This window comes from Allosphingosinicella sp. (assembly GCF_036402135.1).
Classification (GTDB): Bacteria; Pseudomonadota; Alphaproteobacteria; order Sphingomonadales; family Sphingomonadaceae; genus Allosphingosinicella.
The window spans coordinates 26,400-44,179 of the sequence record NZ_DASWTN010000011.1; the positions used below are offsets into that span (position 1 = coordinate 26,400).

Genomic DNA, 17,780 nt, shown 5'->3' on the forward strand with positions numbered 1-17,780 from the left:
TAACTTTACTGTACCGTCACGCGGAACTTGACCGTTCGGGTCGTTCCGGCAGCGATATCCGACAGCGGCGCCGTGACGACACCCGCAGCATGGCTTCCGCCGGCCGCGCCGTCTTCATTGCAAGTGGAGCCGGTCTTGGTGCCGTTCACCTTGATGCCGTAGCTGCCGAGATAGACGGTCTCGGATGGCAGCGTATCGGAAATGGTGATGTTGGTTGCCGTCGCACCGCCCGACGCGTTGGTCACGGCGACGCAATATTCGACCACTGCGCCCGGGATCATCTTCGGGTTGGTGGTGCCGTTGAACGGATCGCTGATGACGAGGCTCGTTTTCTCGGCCGTAAGCGCGGCCGCGAGCACCGTATAATCGTCCTCACCGAAGGTCTCGCCGTTGCGGCTCACGTTGCCGCCGACTGGCGTGGTGTCGTCTGCGAAGACGGTGTCCACGCCCGCCGTATTGGCGCCGGTCGTCTGGGTGATTGCCGCGCCCTGGCTTCCCGCCGCCGTCGCTTCATGCGCGGTGGCTGTGAGGCGAACGCCGGCTACCGATCCCGTGGCAAGGCTCAGCGGGATGTTGCCGACGACAATGATCTGGACCGTCGTGTCCGCCGCGACCTGATCGAGATAGCTCACCTCGACGTCGGTGCCGGAATCGAACTGTCCGTTGCTGTTGACGTCGCGATAGACTTTGACGTCGGTCGCGTTGAAGCTGTCAGTCCCGCCGTGCGCCGCAGTGCCGCCAGAAAGCTGAGTGGCCGCAAGCACGAGATCGAGCGGAGCGTTCGAGCTGTTGGTGACCGCAAAGGTGGTCACTGCGCTCTGCTGGCCCGGCGTCACTTGGGTCGTCGTCGTGCCGACCTCGGCAACCGTCAGGTTGACCTTGCGGTCGACCGTGAAGCTGTCGCTCGCTGTCGCGGCGGTCTGGTCGATATTGTTGACCTTGAAGGCAACGGTCACATTGTTGGTGATCGTGCTGCCGGCTTGCGTCCCGGCGGCAAAAGCCGGGGAAGCGCCAGCCGCCGCAAGGGCGATGACGCTGGCCGCGGCCATCATCTTGATGTTCTGTGTCACGATACTGTTCCCCACTTAGAATTTGTGGCGGCGCTTTTTCCCCACACCGGCAGCGCCGCAGGCCGGAGGAGGCGTTATTTTACGACGCCTCTAAAACTCAGTTTGCCGCTTTCACCCGCAGCTATCGCCCTGGCGAACTTCCAGCGGACGTGCGTGACGTCCGAGGTGCCGGCAGCACGTTCGGTGCCGTCAGCCTGCTTCACCTTGAGCGCTGCGAGCTGGCCCCAATTCTTACCGCCGTCGACCGACACAAGCGCATCGCCTTCGACGCTTTCGTAAGCCACCGCGTCCGGAATCGGATTGGTGACTTCGAAATCCGCCGCAGGAGCAGCGCCATTATTCTTGTAGCTCAGCACGAAGACGAGCTTATCGCCCGGAACCACCACCTTCGGCGCCTCGAGCTTCGTGTCGCGCTTGCCGTCCTTTTCGACGATCTTTTCGACATAGACTTCGCTGGCGAGCGACACCGTGTTCGCGGCGAAAGCCTGCGAAGGAATGAGCGCGCTCAGGAAAAGAAGGAGGTACTTCATCGGTGGGGCTCCGCTTAATTGGCGATGGTGACCTGGAAGGTGACGGTGCGGGTCGTGCCCGCCGCGACGGTGCCCAGCCCGACATTGATGCCGGTGCCGGTGTAGCGGCCCGCATCGGCGTCCGACGCGTCCGTAAGCGCAGCGCCGTCCAGCTTGATCGATCCCACCTTGTAGGTGGTGCCGGTCGGGATCGGGTCGGTGATGCGCAGGTTCGTCATGCTGCCCGTGCCGGACACTGTGGCGGCGAGCGTGTAGGTGATGGTGCTGCCCGGAACCTGCGTCGTGCCGCCGAACGGGTCGGCGACCGTGGCGCTCTTCACGAGAGCGACCGCAGTGCTGGACACAACATAATAGCCGTCATCCTCGGCATCGCCGCCGGTCGCACCTATGACAGCCGCGCCGCCGCCTTGGCCCGCACCCGCGATGGAGGTGCCGGCCGTGCCGGAGCCGGTGTTGGAAACCGCGACGAGATCGATGCGGCCGCGGTCGTTGTCCGCTGCGCCCCCGGGAATGGTGGAAAGAACGAAAACGGTGGTCGACGCGTCGGGGGCCAGCACCGGGTCGTTGCTGCCGGCGACATAGGCGGTGTCGACGCCGGCATCATAGGCGCCGTTGCCGTTGGTATCGAGGACGATCGAGGTGACCGTCGGGTCGAAATCGTCACCGCCGCCGTTCGAGCGGGTGGAAAGGGTGAAGGCTTCGTTGCCGTTACCCGCATTGGTGACGGTGAAAGTGAGGACGCGGGCCGTCGCGCTCGGGCTCGCCGGAACGTCCCCGGGATCGGCCCAGGCGACGCTGACGTCCAGCAGTTCGTCCACGGTCATGTTGACCGTGTTCGAATTGATGGTCGCTTCGCCGCCGCCGCCCGGAAGGTCGTAGGTTGCAGTCGCCGTGTTGCTGATGGTGGTCCCGGCCTGCGTGCCAGCCGCATGAGCAGGGGCGGCAGCGAAAGAGCCGATCGCAGTCCCTGCCAGTAAAAGCCGCACATATGGCGACTTGGCCGCGCGATGCACGGCTTCGCTTACACCGGTCATGAAATTCCCCACTTAAATTCCCACCTGCGGGTTTTACGGTACCCGCGGTTAAAAATCTATTACTGGGGAGGAATGAAGGAGCAACTGAACGGCAGGCGAAAAGTCGCTATATCCGAAGGTATAGAGCAGGATCGTAAAGGAAGCGTTACGCACCGGTCTCATTGGCTTTGGACGCGAGGATGACCAGTTCCGTGCGGCTGCCGACACCCAGCTTCTCGTAAATGTTGTGAAGGTGAACCTTGACCGTTCCTTCAGTGACGTTCAGCTCCGAAGCGATGTCCCGGTTGCGGAGACCTTGGAGCAGCAGGCCGACTACGGCGCGTTCGCGGGTACTGAGTCCTTGGAGCGGATCCGCCGCACCGCCCGAGAGGCTGAGATCCATCATCTTCTGCAGGATTTCGTGGTCGATCCAGCGCTTTCCCTGACACACCGCGTCCAGGCAGGTGAGAAGAACGCTCGGCGCCCTCGCCTTGATAACGAGGCCATCAAGGCCCGCCTGCATCGCGTCAAACGCAACGCCGTCCGCAATCCTGCCGGTAAGAAGCACGACCGGCCGCCGATCGCCGCGCCCCCTCAACGTCCGCAGCACGTCGATCCCGCTTCTTTTCGGCATGTCGACGTCCAGAATGAGGAGGTCCGGTCGCGCCTTCGGCAATTCCTCCAGAACTGCGGCGCCGTCTCCCACGGAGGCGACGATCTCGTAATTGCTGTTGGAAAGAAGCGCCTCAATACCGCTCAGCGTGAGCGGATCGTCCTCCGCGACAAGAACCCTGGTCAACCGCGCTTCCTTGCTGCTGTCCCGGCGCTTCTATCGACTTTATAAAGCCGCTTCCACTTTGAAATCTGGGCGAAGATGGTGAACCAAGGCTACAAAGCGGGAAGGCGGATGATAAGCTGCGACCGGAACCGGGGGAGAGGTAATGCGCAGATACCTGTTGCTGGCGACTGCGGGATTGACCGCATGCATGCCCATGGAGCGCTCCGTGGCGCCCGCGCCTCCGCCTGAGGTAAGCTACGCATGGGTCACGTTCGACGGGCAGGGCATTCGTGGAAGCGGCGCAGACGGAGCCGCCGATCGAGCAGCCGGCCGCCGGGTGACGATCGATGATCCCGTGCGCATCGCGTCCGTTTCGAAACTCGTCGTGGCACTCGGAGTGATGCGGCTGGCCGAGCAGGGACGGCTCGACCTCGACGAAGACGTCTCCGTCAAGCTCGGTTGGCGTCTCCGCAATCCTGCTTTTCCGGATCGACGAATTACGCTGCGGCTGCTCTTGTCCCATCGCTCCAGCATCCGCGACCAGGGCGACAATTACGTCATTCCGCTCGGTCAAACGGTCGAGGCGATGCTGGTGGATCCCGCATCGTTCGACGGGGAGCACGCGCCCGGCACCTTCTTCCGCTACTCGAATCTCAATTTTCCGGTGATCGCATCAGTGATGGAGCGGGCGAGCGGTGAACGATTCGATCGGCTGATCGATCGGCTGGTGCTGGATCCGCTCGGGCTCGACGCCTGCTTTAATTGGTCAACCTGCAGCGACGCGGCGCTGGCAAGGGCGGTGGTGCTTTACGAAGAAGACGGCTCTGCCCTGAGAGATGACCTCAAGGGTAAGCGCCCGGAATGCTTAGTCCTTCCGGCGGCGGACGGCAGCTGTGACCTGAACAGCTATGTCCTTGGTACGAACGGCGCCCTGTTCTCTCCGCAGGGTGGGCTTCGGATTTCGGCGCGAGATCTCGCCACTGTCGGGCAACTTCTGCTCAACAAGGGCCGGCATCGCGGCCAGCTGTTCCTCAGCCCTGCCAGCATCGAGACTATGACCCTACCGGCCTGGCGATACGACGGCACGAACGGCGCCACCGATGAGGGCTTCTACTGCGCCTATGGTCTGGGCGTGCAGCTTCTGCCGGTCGCAGGGAACGGTTGCCGCGACGATCTCTTCAATGGCAGGAGCATGGTCGGCCATGCCGGGGACGCCTATAGAGTTCGTTCGGGACTTTGGGTGGATCAGAGGCGCGGCGTCGGGATCGCCTTCCTCTCCGCCAACAACGGCAAGGATCCGCCCCGAGGCCGAACCGCCTACCGAGCGGTGGAGGAATGGCTGGCTGCTAAGCTCGACTAACAGAAAAAGGGGGGGCGCCAGGCGCCCCCCCTTTCAAGTTGGTGTCCAAGCCTTCTAGAACTTGAACTCGGCAGCGAATGTGAACGACCGTCCGCGTGGATCGGCGACCCGCGGCTCCCACGAGCTGCCGCCGCCGGTAAAGCTGTCATAGCTGATCGCGAACGGCGGATCGGTGTCGAACAGGTTCTTGACGCCGGCCGTGAAGCGCATCCCTTCGATGCCGGTAAATGCAACCGCAAGATTGTAGATAATGTAATCGTCCACGCGCTCGACAAGGTTCGGCCGAGTGACGCTGCCGTTGGCGACGCCGGGCAGTTCCTGGTTTTCATAGCCATTGCGGAAGAGCTGCGTCAGCGTGACGTTCCAGTCGCCGGTATCGTAACCGATGAAGGCATTATGCTTCCACTTAAGGCCCAGATCGCCGCTGAAGGTGAAGACCCCAAGCCGATCTTCGACCGGGCCGTTTTCGATCAGCTGCTCCGTCTTCTTGGTGAGGTAGGTGCCGTCCAGACCCGCCGTGAACCGGCCGCCGAGCCCGTCCAGTCCGCCGCGAAGGACGATCTCGAAACCTTCCGTGGTCGAACCGCCGACGTTGATCCACCTTTGGTCGATGTCCAGCAGCGTGCCGCCAGCATCGCGAATGAATCGGTCTTTGAAGAGCGCGTAATTGTCGACCAGCTGGCGAAGCGTCAGGATCTGGATGGTATTGTCGCGCTTGATGCTGAAGAAATCGACCGACGCGCTGAAGTTGCGCGACGGCTCGAATACCACGCCAAGGCTGTACATCTCCGCCGTTTCCGGCTCCAGATCCAGATTGCCGCCGTTCAGGATGTCGATCGTACGGACCAGGTTTTCGCAACCCGGGGTCGTGCTCGGCCGGCCAGTGGGACAGGTCTCCGGATCGGCAAGGTCGCTGCCCGTGTAGAGCGATTCCGTGATGCCGTTGAATAGCTGATTGAACGCCGGAACCCTGAAGGCGGTATTGTAGTTGCCGCGGAACATCAGCGGCTCCCATGGGCGGAACTTGAAGTTTACCATCGGATTGGTGGTCGTGCCGAAGTCGCCGTAGTCGTCGATGCGACCGGCGACCGTCACCTCAAGACTGTCGAGGATCGGGATCAGCACTTCTGCGTAAGCGGCTTTGATCTCGCGCGAAGCACCTTCAAGCGCGTTCGCATCGTCGAACGGCGCGCCGATGATTGTCGGCCGATTGAGCACCTCTCGCTCGTCGCCGTTAAAGCGATACTTCTCCTTGCGGTAATCGAGGCCGAATGCGGCCCTCACCGACCGGCCGGCGAGGTCGAACAGTGGACCGGACACCGAGGCGTCGGCCTGCACAACCGAATATTTGCCGCCGTAAAGGACCACGCCCGCCGCAGAAGCGGACTGGATTGCAGCCAGTCCTGCAGCTGATTGAGTCTCCCCTGGCAGCAGGAAGGGGTTCACCAGTCCGCTGTTCAAAGCTCCGATCAGGCCGCGAAGGTTGGTGGTGCCGGGCACGATCGGAACGTTGGGATCGGGCAAGCCGGCTTCGTTAACCGCCGTAGTCGGATCGTCCGCCAGCGTACCGCGGTAATAATAGCCGGTTCCCAGAGTCGATTTAGACTCGCTCTCGGCATACGAGATTCCGGTCCGATAGTCCCACCGTGCAAACAGCGGACCGTCGACACCGAGCGTATAACGAGCGGTCTGCGTGTCGGTTATGATCTCTCGCCGTCCACATTCGATACAGCGCCAGCGATAGGCGAAGCCGTCCCGCGGCCTAGACGCAAGGGCGGGAAATGCCGCGATGAGCCGGCTGTAGACGAGTTCATAACCGGGCGCACCGACGGGATGCTCATAACGCTGGGTAGTGGTGTTCGGCGTGATCTGGATGTGAGAAAAGCGTTTCGCAGCCGTAGCATCAGAGCCCGTTGCCTCAAGGCTGATCTCATGCTCTCCCAGCCGCGCGACGCCGCGGCCAAGCCAGGTAAGCGTTTCGACCGGCTGCTGAAGAACGGCGGCGCGGCCCGTGTCCCATGCACAGGCGAGGGCGGCATTGGGGGTGGCCCAAAGTTCGTTGTCGTAAGGCCCCTGGTCAGCCACCGCGCCGCACCCTTCGGCGCCCGGCAGATCAAGCACGTTGATGCCGCCGCCGGCGCGCGTGGTCGTTCCCGGTATCAGCGGTGTCGACGCCGCATCTGGAAAGAAGGTGCCCGCTAGCGGGAAGATCGTTCCGAACGGCGTGCCGCGGGTGTCGGGCGAAACGCCGCGGTCCGGCTGGAAGGTATTCACAAAGCTCCGCTGGTCGCCGCGAAGCTCGGGAATGTCCGAGTAGCTGACGGCGCCCATGATGTTAAAGCCCTGCTCGTCAAGGTCGCCATAGCCGGCGATAGCGGAGGTCCGAAAGATCGTGTGATCGCCCTCCTCGGCCGCGTCGACGAACCCTTGGACGCCGAAGCCTTCATAATCCTTGCGAAGGATGAAGTTGATAACGCCGCCGATCGCGTCTGTCCCGTAAATGGCAGAGGCGCCTTCCTTCAGCACTTCCACACGCTCGATGGCAGCGAAGGGGATTTGGTTGACGTCGACGGCCGATCCCTGAAGGCCGTGTGCCGCGACGCGGCGGCTGTTCAGGAGGATGAGCGTGGCGCCCGATCCCTGGCCACGAAGATTGGCGAAAGATGCGCCGTTATTGCCGCGCTGTTGACCGGAGACAACGTCCGCGTTGCTGGCGAGATTGTCGGCGCCGGTGCCGTTGGTGGTGAGGAAGGCGACAAGCTGCTCCGGGCTGCTCAGGCCGTTTCGTTCGATTTCCTGCGTCGTGATGATCTGCAGGGGAAGCGGGCTGTCGTTCGGGTCGCGTCGGATACGCGATCCGGTGACGAGAATCTCCGTACCCTCGTCACGGTTAGACGTAACGTCGGCGCCTTCGTTGGGCGTTTCGGCGCCCGTCGGCGTGTTTGCCGGCTGGGTAGTGGTGTCCGCATCCGGCGTGCTCTGCGCCCACGCGGCACTCGGCAAGGCGCATGCCATGGCAGCAAGCGCAGTCCCCGAAACCAGGACAGTTTTGAACGTGCTGGAAGCAAGCATCTTCATCCCCCTAAGATTTCCGCGTTTCCCGCGCGGTTACGCTCTGCATTAAGAAAGAAAAGTGTCACAGAGCGCCATAGTTTTCGTTGCGCCACCCATAACTTGTCCGCATCGGCGGCAGATCGGCGGGTAGAAAATGTTGTTTGGCCGCAACAGCGACGATTGACGTGCTTGGGAAGAGACGCGAACCTTGGTGATCGACCGGGGGGCTGGACGTGATCGCGCTGCTTCATTTCATTGACGAGCGTCGACTTGGCTGACTTAGCGTTGAGCGCTCCTGTCGCCGCGCGGTCTCAATGGGGACGGCTCGCGCTTTACGGCCTGCTCGGTTTCTCCGCCGGCCTCCCATTTTACATGTTCTCGACGGTGCTTGCCTTGCGGCTCACCGAGCACGGCGTCGGGCTGGTGGTGATCGGCTTCTTCGCCTGGATCACATTGCTGCCGACTTTCAAATTTCTGTGGGCGCCGGTGCTCGACCGGTACGACGTCCCGGGCTTCGGCCGCTTCTGGGGCAAGAGGCGCGGCTGGATCATGCTAGCGCAGCTCGGCATCTTCACTTCGATGGCGGCGATGGCCTTCACCGGCCCAGACCTCCCGCTCACCGCGCTCTTCGCGGTTCTGCTCGCCTTCTGGACAACCACGGTGGAAGTCGCGGCGGACGCCTGGCGCATCGAGCTCGCGCCGACGCAGGATGAGCAGGGCCCGATCGTCGCTGCTAATATCTGGGGATATCGGAGCGCCATGGTGGCCGCGGGCAGCGGGGCCCTGATCGTCGCCGACGATGCAGGCTGGACCGCGGCCTATCTTGCAATAGCGGCGGCGGCCTTTCTTCCCTTCCCAATCCTCGCGGCGATGCGGCCGCATTCCCACTCAATCCAGGGGCGGTCGCAGGCACTTATCCAAGGCCTGGTCGCTAGCGCAGTCATCCTGCTTCTGGTTGCGGCTGCCACCGCAGCTGTCGGCGGGGTTGTGCTGGGAGCCGCCGCGCAAGCTGGCATCGGCCCGCAGAGCAACGTCACGCCGGTCGTACTTGGGATCTGCCTGCTCCCCTTCGTCGCCATGGCTCTGGCGTTACCGAAAATCCGCCGTGCGCCCGCCGATGCCCCGCTCCGCCGTTCGGCCGCGCTGGGGCCTTATGTCGATATCTTCTGGCGCTACGGCTACGCGGCTTTGCTCATCATGGCGTTCGTCTCGCTCTACCGCATGGGCGACGTCCTCGCGCTCACTCTATCCAAGCCGCTGGTGAAGTCGGTCGGCTATTCGCTAACGGAAATCGGCATTGCCGACGGCGCGGTAGCGCTGACCTCGAGCATGGTGGGTGTAGCGCTCGGCGGCTGGCTGGTGACGCGCTGGCGGCAGGGCTGGACTCTCGCGCTCGGCGCAGTGCTTGCCGCGCTCGGCAATTGGGCGTTCGTCTGGCTCGCGCATGAGGAGCCGGCGCGGTGGGTGCTCTACCTCGCGACCGGCGCGGACCAGTTCGGCAATGGCTTCGCTGGCACCGTGTTCGTCGTCTACCTTTCGATGCTCGTGAACCCGCGCTTCCCCGGCGCCCAATATGCGCTTCTTTCGAGCTTCGCCTTCCTGTTGCCGCGCCTCCTCGCCGGCGCTTCCGGCTCGATGGAGCAGGCGATCGGCTATGACGGCTTCTTCCTCCTGTCCGGTGCGCTCAGCATTGCGGCACTCCTGTTCCTACCGATGATTGGCAGGGTGAAGCCGCGCCCAGCCGAGGACGAAGCGAAAGCCTGATGGAAAGCGTCATCGACCGCGCCTTCGCGCCGGCTGCAGCGGCGGTGGAGGACGGACGTATTCCCGGCGCAACCCTCGGCATCGTCGATGCCCGCGGCAGCCGCGCGATCCGCGTCGCCGGCCATGCCGCACTGGTACCAGAGCCGGAAGTGCTCACCGAAGCGCACTGGTTCGACCTCGCCTCGGTATCGAAGGTGATCGCCACCACCACCATGATCCTCCGTCTCGCCGAAGAAGGCCGGCTGGATCTGGACGGGCCGCTCACGGACGCCATTCCCGACCTCCGCCAGTACGACATCGACAATGCGCCGGAGCGGCGGCTGACCTTTCGCGATTGCCTCGCCCACCGCACCTTCCTTCCGGCGGTGGAGCCAATCTACACCTACGGCGACGATCCGGCCCGGCTCCGCGCCTTTGTTCTGCAGCGCGAATGGAGCCAAGGTGCGCCCGTCTACTCCGACATCAACTTCATCCTGCTCGGCATCGCCATAGAGCGGATCACCGGCGCGGCGCTTTCCGATTGGCCATTCGGACCCGGCCTCAGCTTCGGTCCGCCGCCCGGTCCGGCAGTCGCGACGGAAGCCTGCACCTGGCGCGGCCGCGTCATGAAGGGCGAGGTCCACGACGAAAACTGCTTCGCTTTGGGGGGAGTAGCAGGCCATGCGGGCTTGTTCGGCACCGTCGACGGCGTGCTCACCTTCGCGCAGGGATTGCTCGACGGCAGCAGCGCATCGCCCTCAATGCTCAGCGCGATCCGAACCGCGGTTCACGAACATCGCACCTGCGGCTGGGAGCGGCGCTTCGACGGCTGGCACGGCGGTCACGCTTGTTCGCCCGAGACGATCGGCCATACCGGCTTTACCGGCACCGGCCTTTGGATCGACTTCGACCGCGGCCTCGCCTGGACCTTGCTCACCAACCGCATTCATCCGGCCCGGCACCGGGACAGCGGCATCTTCGATCTGCGTCCCGCCACCGGCGACGAGGTGATCAATTCTCTGCAGCGATAAGCGCGAGCGCTTCATCCATGAACTTGGTGGCGGGAACGTCCTCAGGCACGTCATTGGCATAAGCCGAGAAGATGAGGGTCTGCCCGCTCGCCGCGGTCAGATAGCCGGACAGCGCATTGGTTGCGTTGAGCGTCCCGGTCTTGGCGAACACTTTCCCCTCGAGCGGAGTGCCGGTGAACCGCTTTGAAAGCGTGCCGTCGACGCCGCCGACTGGAAGCGACGCGCGATAGGCCGCGCCCCAGGGCTGCGCCGCGACCCAGCGCAGGAACGTCACCATACCGCGCGGCGCCACGCGGTTGTACGTAGACATGCCCGACCCGTCAGAGAAGTCGTAGGCCGCCCGCGGCACCCCCGCGCCCTCCAGCATCGTCCGGACCGCCTTGACGCCGTCAGCGATCGATCCCGTACCGTCCCTCAGGCCAACCCGCCGCAGCAGCAGCTCGGAATGCACATTCTGACTGGCCTTGTTGATGACGGCGATATCTTCTGCCAGCGGCGGCGGCACGAGCCGGGCAAGCGGCGCCTCTCTCGGTGCCCTTGCCGGCGGAGCACTGCCCCTTTTGGCAGGGTCGTCCGCGGCGCTGAGCCGGCGGTGTCGCGCGTCCACCTCGCCCGTCACACGAACCCCGCGCGCTTCCAGCAGATCCTTCATCCGCCACGCTGCATAATGGGCAGGATCGTCGATGCCGAGCCGCAGCAGCTCAGGCTCCGCGCCTACCGCGATCGTGCCGGTCAGGCGAATGCTGCGGCTTCCGGGCAGCCGGTCGAACTCCAGCTTCGTGTCGCCCGCCGCCGTTGTCATCGCGCGGTTGTCGATCTCGAAATAGGGAAAGCCCTCCAGCCGCGGCGGCTGGCCGGGCGCGGTCGGAAAGACACGTAGCGCCAGCTCATTATTGTCGATGGTCAGCGCTGAGATGCCGGTGCCGGACCGGGTGTGGATGTTGTTCCAGCTCATCCCCGGGCTCCAGCGTTCGTCGGGGAATAGGCTGTCGTCGCCGACCACATTGCGGACCCGCCGCACTTTCCCCGCCACCGCATCGGCAAGCGCGGCAAGGCAGTTGACGGCGCAATCGGCGGCGCTGGAAAGACGCGCATCGCCATTGCCCTCAAGAACGACATCCGGAACCGCGCCTGTCGCGCCGTCCAGCCGCACCGCAGCGCCGCCGGACGCGTCGGGCTCCTGAACATCGGGAAAGGTGGCGAAGGCCACGGCCGTCGTGAACATCTTGGTGTTCGATGCCGGAATGAAGCGGTTGTCGGGCGCAATCGCCACGATCTCTCTTCCATCTTCGGTCGTCACGACCAATCCGAAGCGGGTGCCCGGCCCCGCCTCGCTCAGCTTCGCCTCCACCCGCTGCTGAAGCGCTGCATCGCGCGCTTCGGCCGGAGCGGCGGACAACGACAGGGCGACCAATGCGAAATGGAAAGCGTAGGTGCGTCTCTTCATGCCGCGGAGGTTACCGCAGTCGCCGCTTAGGGCAATCCCCGTGACATCATTCAGACCATTGATCCCACCATAACCGCCGCGCATGGTTCGCTTGTCGGCGTGGGCATATCGCCTTCAGGAGAATGGAATGATGTGGCGAGCGGGTCTTCGGCTTTTTCTGTGCGCAATCGGGTTGGCAGTCGCCGGGCCTACCGTTTCCGCGCAGCAAGGCGGCCGCGATCCGCTGGCGGAGGCCTTAGCGCTTCCGGTGGCAAGCGGCCTTGTCGGTGCGCGCAATGCGCAGCGTTTCGCCTGGGTGGAAAACAGGGCCGGCGTCCGCAACATCTGGGTAGCGGAGCCCGGCCGTGCCGCCCGGCGCATCACCCAGTTCACGGCTGACGACGGCGTCCCGGTCGCCGACCTTGCGCTCAGCGCCGATGGGCGGCGCATCGCCTTTGTCCGCGGCGGCGATCCTGAATTCGCGGACGAAGACCTCCCCAATGCCGCGTCCGCTCCCGAAGCGCCGCGGCAGCAGCTTTTCGTCGCGAATGTCGACGGCGGCCCTGCGACGGCGATCGGCGACGGCCACTCCCCCGTCTTCTCGCCGGCCGGCGACCGCCTCGCCTTTACGCGGCAGGGGGAGATCTGGCTCGCCGAAGGGACTGCTCAGCCGCGCCGCGTCGCGCGCGTCAACGGCGAAGTGAACCGACTGCAATGGTCGCCGGACGGCAGGCGGCTGCTGTTCGTCGACTATCGCGACAATCACAGCTTCGTCGGCCTCTTGGATCTTGCCGAAGGACGGCTTTCCTATCTCGACCCCGGCCTCGGCTATTCCGCCGAACCCATTTTCTCTCCCGACGGTCGGCAGGTGGCGTTCGTTCGCTATTTCGATCCTCCGGCAGGGGCCGCCGAACGGAGCGGCCCCTATTGGTCCATCCATGTCGCCGATGCGGCGACCGGGGCCGCCCGCCGCCTCTGGTCCGCGCCTGCAGGCTTGGGCGCACGCTACATGGGCACGCGCAGCCGCAACCTCTTTTGGAGCGCCGCGGGCGAGATCGTCTTCCCGTGGGAGCGGAGCGGCTGGCTCCATCCTTACGCCATCGACGCCTTGAGGGGCGGTACGCCGCGCGAGCTCACCCCCGGCGCTTTCGAGGTCGAAACCTATCTGCTGACGCCGGACGGGCGCTCACTCGTCTATGCGGCCAATGCCGACGACCTCAACCGGCGGCACATCTGGCGCCGGCCGCTGAACGGCGGCGTGCCGGAAAGACTAACCAGCGGCGACGGCATCGCCTCCTATCCGACTTTCGCGGGCGAAACCCTGGCGATGATCGCGACCGACGTGACGCATCCGGCCTATCCGGCGCTGGTAGGCCGCATGGCCTCGCCGCTCGGCAACGTAGCGACAGCGTCGGGTTTCACGGCGCCGGAGGCGGTCCGTTTCCGCGCAGAGGACGGCATCGAGGTGCACGGCCAGCTATTCCGCGGTCGCGGAGCCGGAAAACGCCCCGGCATCGTCTATGTCCATGGCGGGCCCCGCCGCCAGATGCTGCTCGGCTTCCACCCCTCCAGCTATTATTCGAACGCCTACATCATGAACCAGCATTTGGCCGCGCAGGGCTATAATGTGCTGGCGGTCAACTATCGCAGCGGCACCGGCTACGGGCAGGCGTTCCGCGATGCGAAGGGCATCGCGCGCGAAGGGGCTTCGGAATATCGCGACATCCTCGCTGCCGGCCGGTGGCTCGCTGCGCGTGCCGACGGAGACCCAAGCCGGATCGGCATCTGGGGCGGAAGCTGGGGCGGTTATCTGGGGGCTCTCGCTCTCGCCCGCGACAGCGACCTCTTCAAAGTCGGCGTCGACTTTCACGGCGTCCACACCCTGCTTCGCCCGGTGCCGGACACCCTGTCGCCGGACGCGCAGCTCGCCGCCCGTCAATTGCAGTGGCAGTCCTCGCCCATGGCGTCCATCGACCGCTGGCGCTCGCCGGTTCTGCTGATCCACGGTGACGACGACCGCAACGTACCTTACTCGCAGTCCGTGCTCCTGGCCCGCGAGCTCGCGGCGCGCGGCATTCGCTTCGAAGAGCTGGTGTTCCCGAACGAGCGGCACGGTTTCCTGCGTCACGCCCACTGGCTGCAGAGCCTCAGGGCGACGGAGCGGTTCCTGAATGCCGAGCTTAAGCCCCAGCGCTAGGCTTCAGGGACAGCTTCCGGCGGGCGGCGTTCGTTTCAACGCGCGTCCCGCGGCTTGGCCGGTCAGCTTTCCGCCATCCACGGCGAGCCTGCCGTTGACGATGACGGTGCGAACGCCTTCGGCAAGAAGCGTCGGCTGGTCGTAGGTGGACCGCGCGGCGTAACGCTGCGGATCGAAGATGACTATGTCGGCAAACGCACCGGCCTCGATCTTTCCGCGCCCGGTCAGTCCGAATGTCGCTGCGGTGAGCGCGGAGCTCCGCTCGATGAATTCCCGCAGCGACAGCACCCGCTCCTGCCGCACATATTTGTCGTACTTCCGCGCGAAGCTTCCATATACGCGCGGATGCCCGCTCGAGGCGTCGGAGCTCGTCATCACCCAAGGGCGGCGCATGAAGGCTTTGATGTCCGCCTCGCTCTGGTTGAACGAAGCCGTCGCCGGATCCTTGACACGGATGACCCTGATGGCTGCCGCTACCGGATCGGCTCCGCCCGCCACTGCCGCGAGCGTCCGCCCCGTATGATCGCCCTCGGTAATCAGCAGCGCCGCCGCACCACCTCTGCGTCGTAGATTCTCCGCCATCGCGGCCTTGATCCGGGCGAGCGCCCCAGGATCGTCGAGGCGCTTCAGCATCGCCGCGCGTCCGCCATCCTGCGCCCAGCCCGGCACCAGAGCCGAGACCAAAGTCGTACCCGAAGCCGACCAGGGATATTGGTCGGCAGTGACCCGCTGGCCCTGACGCTGTGCAGCCTCAATCTTGGCGATAATCTGCGGCGCCTGCCCCTGAACGTCGACGCCCAGTGCCTTGATGTGCGAGATGTTGACCGGGATCTGTGCCGCGCGCCCGATCGCAAGCGCCTCGTCGATCGCTGCGGAAAGGCCGATCGAGTAGCTGGATTCATCGCGAATATGACTGTCGTAAAACCCACCGCGCAGCCCTGCCTCCCGCGCCAGCGCCGCGACCTCGTCGGTTTTCGCGAAGCTCTGCGGCGCGTAGAATAATCCGGTCGAGAAGCCGAGCGCGCCTTCGCACATGGCCTTCGCGACCAGAGCCTTCATCCGCCCGAGCTCGCTTGAAGTGGGCGCCCGATCAGCGGCGCCGATCACCTGCGTCCGGATCGCACCGAAACCTGCAAAGGCCGCATAGTTGATCCCCACCGACTTGGCTCCGCCGAGCACCTTTCCCACGTCAGGATCACCATAGCCGTCATTACCGATGAAAGCGGTTGTCACCCCTTGCATCAGGAAGGCCGGGATCAGCCGCTTGCCGCTCTCGCTTGAAGCCAGATCCGGACCGATATGCGCATGCGGATCGATAAAGCCCGGCGCTACCACCATGCGAGTGGCGTCAATGATGCGCTTGGCTTGAACGGCAGCGGCTGGCTCCACCCTGAAGACGCGGTCATCCTTGATGGCGACATCGCCGATGAAAGCATCGGCAGCACCGGTGTAGATGGTACCGCCACGGATCAGCAGGTCCACCGGCTCCGGAGCGGGTGCGGCACCCAGCAGGGTCGCGGCGCCGACACCTGCCAGGATTGCTCGCATCACGTCCCCCAGAAACCTAGATCGGGCGGGATCAGAACCCCGCCATCGTCGCGCACGCCGCCGGGCAGATCCTCCAGAAGCCAGATCGGCCCGTCAAGATCGACGAAGTCCGACATGCGCGCCACATGAAGCGCAGGCGCAATCGAGAGCGATGAGGAAACCATGCAGCCAGTCATCAGCCCGAGGCCCCGCTCCCGCGCCGCCTGCGCCAGCTCAAGCCCAGCCGTCAGTCCGCCGGACTTGTCGAGCTTCACGTTCACCACCTGATAGCGCCGCGCGACCACATCCAGGTCCTCGGCCGTATGCACCGATTCATCCGCGCAAATCGGCACCGCCGGTTTAAAGTTTTCCAGCCATTCGTCGGCACCGACCGGAACCGGCTGTTCGAGCAGAGCGACCCCCGCTTCGACTAACGCGTCCTGCATTCCTTCCACCAGAGCCTGATCCCAGCTTTCATTGGGATCCACAATCAGCCGCGCCTCCGGAGCCGCCGCGCGAACCGACCGAATTTGCGTAGCGGGATCGTTGGCATCCACCTTGATCTTCAACAGCGGGGCCTTGCGCACCTCAGCCGCCGCCTCCGCCATGCGTTCTGGCGCATCGATGACGATGGTCAGCGCACTCGCCATCTTGCGCGGCGCCGGAGCGCCGATCAGATCGGCCACGTTCCGTCCAACCTTGCGCGCCTCCAGATCCCACAATGCGCAATCGATCGCATTCCGCGCAGCGCCGGCCGGCATCAGCGACATCAAAGCCGAGCGATCCGCACCCGCCTCGATCGCCGGGCGCACCTCCTCAATCGCGTTGAGCGCGCTCTCCACGCTCTCGCCATATCGGGGGTAGGGCACGCCTTCCCCTCTGCCGAAGACGCCATCTTCAGCGATCTCGACGGCGATCACATCCGCGGCCGTCTTGACGCCGCGGGAGATTCTGAATGGCTTCGCTAGCGGGAAGCGGCTGTGCTGGGCTGTGAGGGTGCAAGGCATAAAAGATTATCGATCAGCGCATCGACGCCGAAGGCCATCGGGTCGGTACAGGGAATGCCCAGCAGATCCTCGGTTCGCCCGCAGAGCCGCCGCGCCTCCGCCGCCTCCATCCCGGAGGTGTTCAGACAAACGCCCACCGCCCTCACGTCAGGGCTGGTCAGGCTGGCAACGCGCAGGTTCTCACTTAAGCACTCACTAAGGCCCGGCAGCGACCGCCCCGGAATGCCGCGCATATGTGTGCGGTTGGGATCGTGACAGAGAACAATTGCTTCCGGCTGCGCGCCGTGGAGCAGGCCCGTCGATACTCCAGCAAATGAGGGATGGAATAGCGAACCCTGGCCCTCGATCAGGTCCCAGCCATCATCATGCCGCTCCGGTGCGAGCTGCTCGATGGCTCCCGAAATGAAGTCGGCCACCACCGCATCCACCGCCACGCCCTCGCCTGCGATCAGAATGCCGGTCTGACCCGTCGCGCGGAAATCGGCGGCAACGCCTCGCTCCTGAAGCGCTCGCGCAAGCGCGATCGTCGCGTACATCTTGCCCACCGAACAGTCGGTCCCGACCGTCAGGAGCCGGTTGCCTGCCCGCCTATAGCCGTTGCCGACGCGGAGGTTCGCCGGCGGATCGCGTACGTCGAAAAGCTGCAGCCCTCGCTCCTCCGCCGAGGCCACGAGCCGCGGCTGATCGCGTAGCCGCTGGTGCAGGCCAGCGGCGACATTGAGGCCGGCGTCGAGCGCGGCCACCGCGTCTTCGATCAGCCGTTGTTCCATCGTGCCGCCGGAATTGGCAATGCCGAGCACCAGCGTCCGCGCGCCCGCCGCGACGCCTTCCTGAAGGCTCAGACGCGGAAGCTTAAGGGTGAGGGGGCAGTCGTCATGGCGGAACTCGCCGACGCAATCCTCCGGCCGAAAGGTTGCAAGCCCGCGCGACGTCTTAATGCCGACAAAGTCCGAACTGCTTCCGAGGTATAGGAGGTAAGGGGCAGGGATCATTGGCCGGGACCCTATCGGCAGTGCCGTGAGGCCGCCCATAAAGAGTGCGACC

Annotated in this window: 13 protein-coding genes; 4 read left to right on the forward strand and 9 right to left on the reverse strand. The window is 64.6% G+C overall.

The genetic code is table 11. The features are described from left to right. Positions 1-5: 5 nt before the first annotated feature. From VGD10_RS03815 to VGD10_RS03830, 4 genes are all read right to left on the reverse strand, one after another. The gene (locus VGD10_RS03815; protein WP_331039471.1) at positions 6-1,070 is read right to left on the reverse strand and encodes a hypothetical protein; all 1,065 of its coding nucleotides are present in this window, start codon (positions 1,068-1,070) and stop codon (positions 6-8) included. Positions 1,071-1,144: 74 nt separating this feature from the next. Continuing rightward, complete coding sequence (locus VGD10_RS03820) at positions 1,145-1,600, reverse strand: hypothetical protein (protein WP_331039472.1); 456 nt, start codon at positions 1,598-1,600, stop codon at positions 1,145-1,147. A 14-nt stretch (positions 1,601-1,614) separates the two neighbouring features. Then, positions 1,615-2,634: a hypothetical protein gene (locus VGD10_RS03825; protein WP_331039473.1), complete on the reverse strand. Its 1,020-nt coding sequence runs from the start codon at positions 2,632-2,634 to the stop codon at positions 1,615-1,617. Between the two features lie 145 nt (positions 2,635-2,779). Next, positions 2,780-3,412, reverse strand: coding sequence for a response regulator transcription factor (locus VGD10_RS03830; RefSeq protein ID WP_331039474.1), 633 nt, complete (start codon positions 3,410-3,412; stop codon positions 2,780-2,782). 205 nt (positions 3,413-3,617) lie between these two features. Between VGD10_RS03830 and VGD10_RS03835 the strand changes: the two genes are divergently transcribed. Next, positions 3,618-4,751, forward strand: coding sequence for a serine hydrolase (locus VGD10_RS03835; RefSeq protein ID WP_331039475.1), 1,134 nt, complete (start codon positions 3,618-3,620; stop codon positions 4,749-4,751). A 54-nt stretch (positions 4,752-4,805) separates the two neighbouring features. Here the strand turns inward: VGD10_RS03835 and VGD10_RS03840 are convergent, their stop codons facing one another. Continuing rightward, positions 4,806-7,754, reverse strand: coding sequence for a TonB-dependent receptor domain-containing protein (locus tag VGD10_RS03840; protein WP_331039476.1), 2,949 nt, complete (start codon positions 7,752-7,754; stop codon positions 4,806-4,808). Between the two features lie 321 nt (positions 7,755-8,075). Between VGD10_RS03840 and VGD10_RS03845 the strand changes: the two genes are divergently transcribed. Then, positions 8,076-9,569 (forward strand): MFS transporter, encoded by a 1,494-nt coding sequence (locus VGD10_RS03845; protein WP_331039477.1) that lies wholly within the window; start codon positions 8,076-8,078, stop codon positions 9,567-9,569. Further along, the gene (locus tag VGD10_RS03850; protein WP_331039478.1) at positions 9,569-10,579 is read left to right on the forward strand and encodes a serine hydrolase; all 1,011 of its coding nucleotides are present in this window, start codon (positions 9,569-9,571) and stop codon (positions 10,577-10,579) included. Before VGD10_RS03845 ends, VGD10_RS03850 begins: the two co-directional genes overlap by 1 nt. Here VGD10_RS03850 and dacB read toward each other — a convergent pair. Next, positions 10,560-12,026, reverse strand: a complete 1,467-nt coding sequence (dacB, locus tag VGD10_RS03855; RefSeq protein WP_331039479.1) for a D-alanyl-D-alanine carboxypeptidase/D-alanyl-D-alanine endopeptidase — start codon at positions 12,024-12,026, stop codon at positions 10,560-10,562. The genes VGD10_RS03850 and dacB overlap by 20 nt on opposite strands. 247 nt (positions 12,027-12,273) lie before the next feature. Here dacB and VGD10_RS03860 point away from each other — a divergent pair, with 247 nt between their 5' ends. Beyond that, positions 12,274-14,202 carry a S9 family peptidase gene (locus VGD10_RS03860; RefSeq protein WP_331039480.1) on the forward strand — a complete coding sequence of 643 codons (1,929 nt, stop codon included), beginning with the start codon at positions 12,274-12,276 and terminating at the stop codon, positions 14,200-14,202. A gap of 3 nt (positions 14,203-14,205) precedes the next feature. Here the strand turns inward: VGD10_RS03860 and VGD10_RS03865 are convergent, their stop codons facing one another. Genes VGD10_RS03865 through dgcN form a run of 3 tightly spaced genes read right to left on the reverse strand, consistent with a single transcriptional unit; the run spans position 14,206 to position 17,728 of the window. Beyond that, complete coding sequence (locus tag VGD10_RS03865; protein ID WP_331039481.1) at positions 14,206-15,750, reverse strand: N-acyl-D-amino-acid deacylase family protein; 1,545 nt, start codon at positions 15,748-15,750, stop codon at positions 14,206-14,208. After that, positions 15,750-16,736, reverse strand: a complete 987-nt coding sequence (gene dgcA, locus VGD10_RS03870) for an N-acetyl-D-Glu racemase DgcA (RefSeq protein WP_331039482.1) — start codon at positions 16,734-16,736, stop codon at positions 15,750-15,752. Before dgcA ends, VGD10_RS03865 begins: the two co-directional genes overlap by 1 nt. Continuing rightward, positions 16,694-17,728, reverse strand: coding sequence for an N-acetyltransferase DgcN (gene dgcN, locus VGD10_RS03875; protein ID WP_331039483.1), 1,035 nt, complete (start codon positions 17,726-17,728; stop codon positions 16,694-16,696). Before dgcN ends, dgcA begins: the two co-directional genes overlap by 43 nt. Positions 17,729-17,780 lie beyond the last annotated feature (52 nt).

Excerpts from the sequence above, each read along its gene's own strand:
- VGD10_RS03825 (WP_331039473.1), bottom strand. The coding sequence starts at position 2,634 with ATGACCGGTGTAAGCGAAGCCGTGCATCGCGCGGCCAAGTCGCCATAT.
- VGD10_RS03820 (WP_331039472.1), bottom strand. The coding sequence starts at position 1,600 with ATGAAGTACCTCCTTCTTTTCCTGAGCGCGCTCATTCCTTCGCAGGCT.
- VGD10_RS03850 (WP_331039478.1), top strand. The coding sequence starts at position 9,569 with ATGGAAAGCGTCATCGACCGCGCCTTCGCGCCGGCTGCAGCGGCGGTG.
- dgcA (WP_331039482.1), bottom strand. The coding sequence starts at position 16,736 with ATGCCTTGCACCCTCACAGCCCAGCACAGCCGCTTCCCGCTAGCGAAG.
- VGD10_RS03865 (WP_331039481.1), bottom strand. The coding sequence starts at position 15,750 with ATGCGAGCAATCCTGGCAGGTGTCGGCGCCGCGACCCTGCTGGGTGCC.
- dgcN (WP_331039483.1), bottom strand. The coding sequence starts at position 17,728 with ATGATCCCTGCCCCTTACCTCCTATACCTCGGAAGCAGTTCGGACTTT.
- dacB (WP_331039479.1), bottom strand. The coding sequence starts at position 12,026 with ATGAAGAGACGCACCTACGCTTTCCATTTCGCATTGGTCGCCCTGTCG.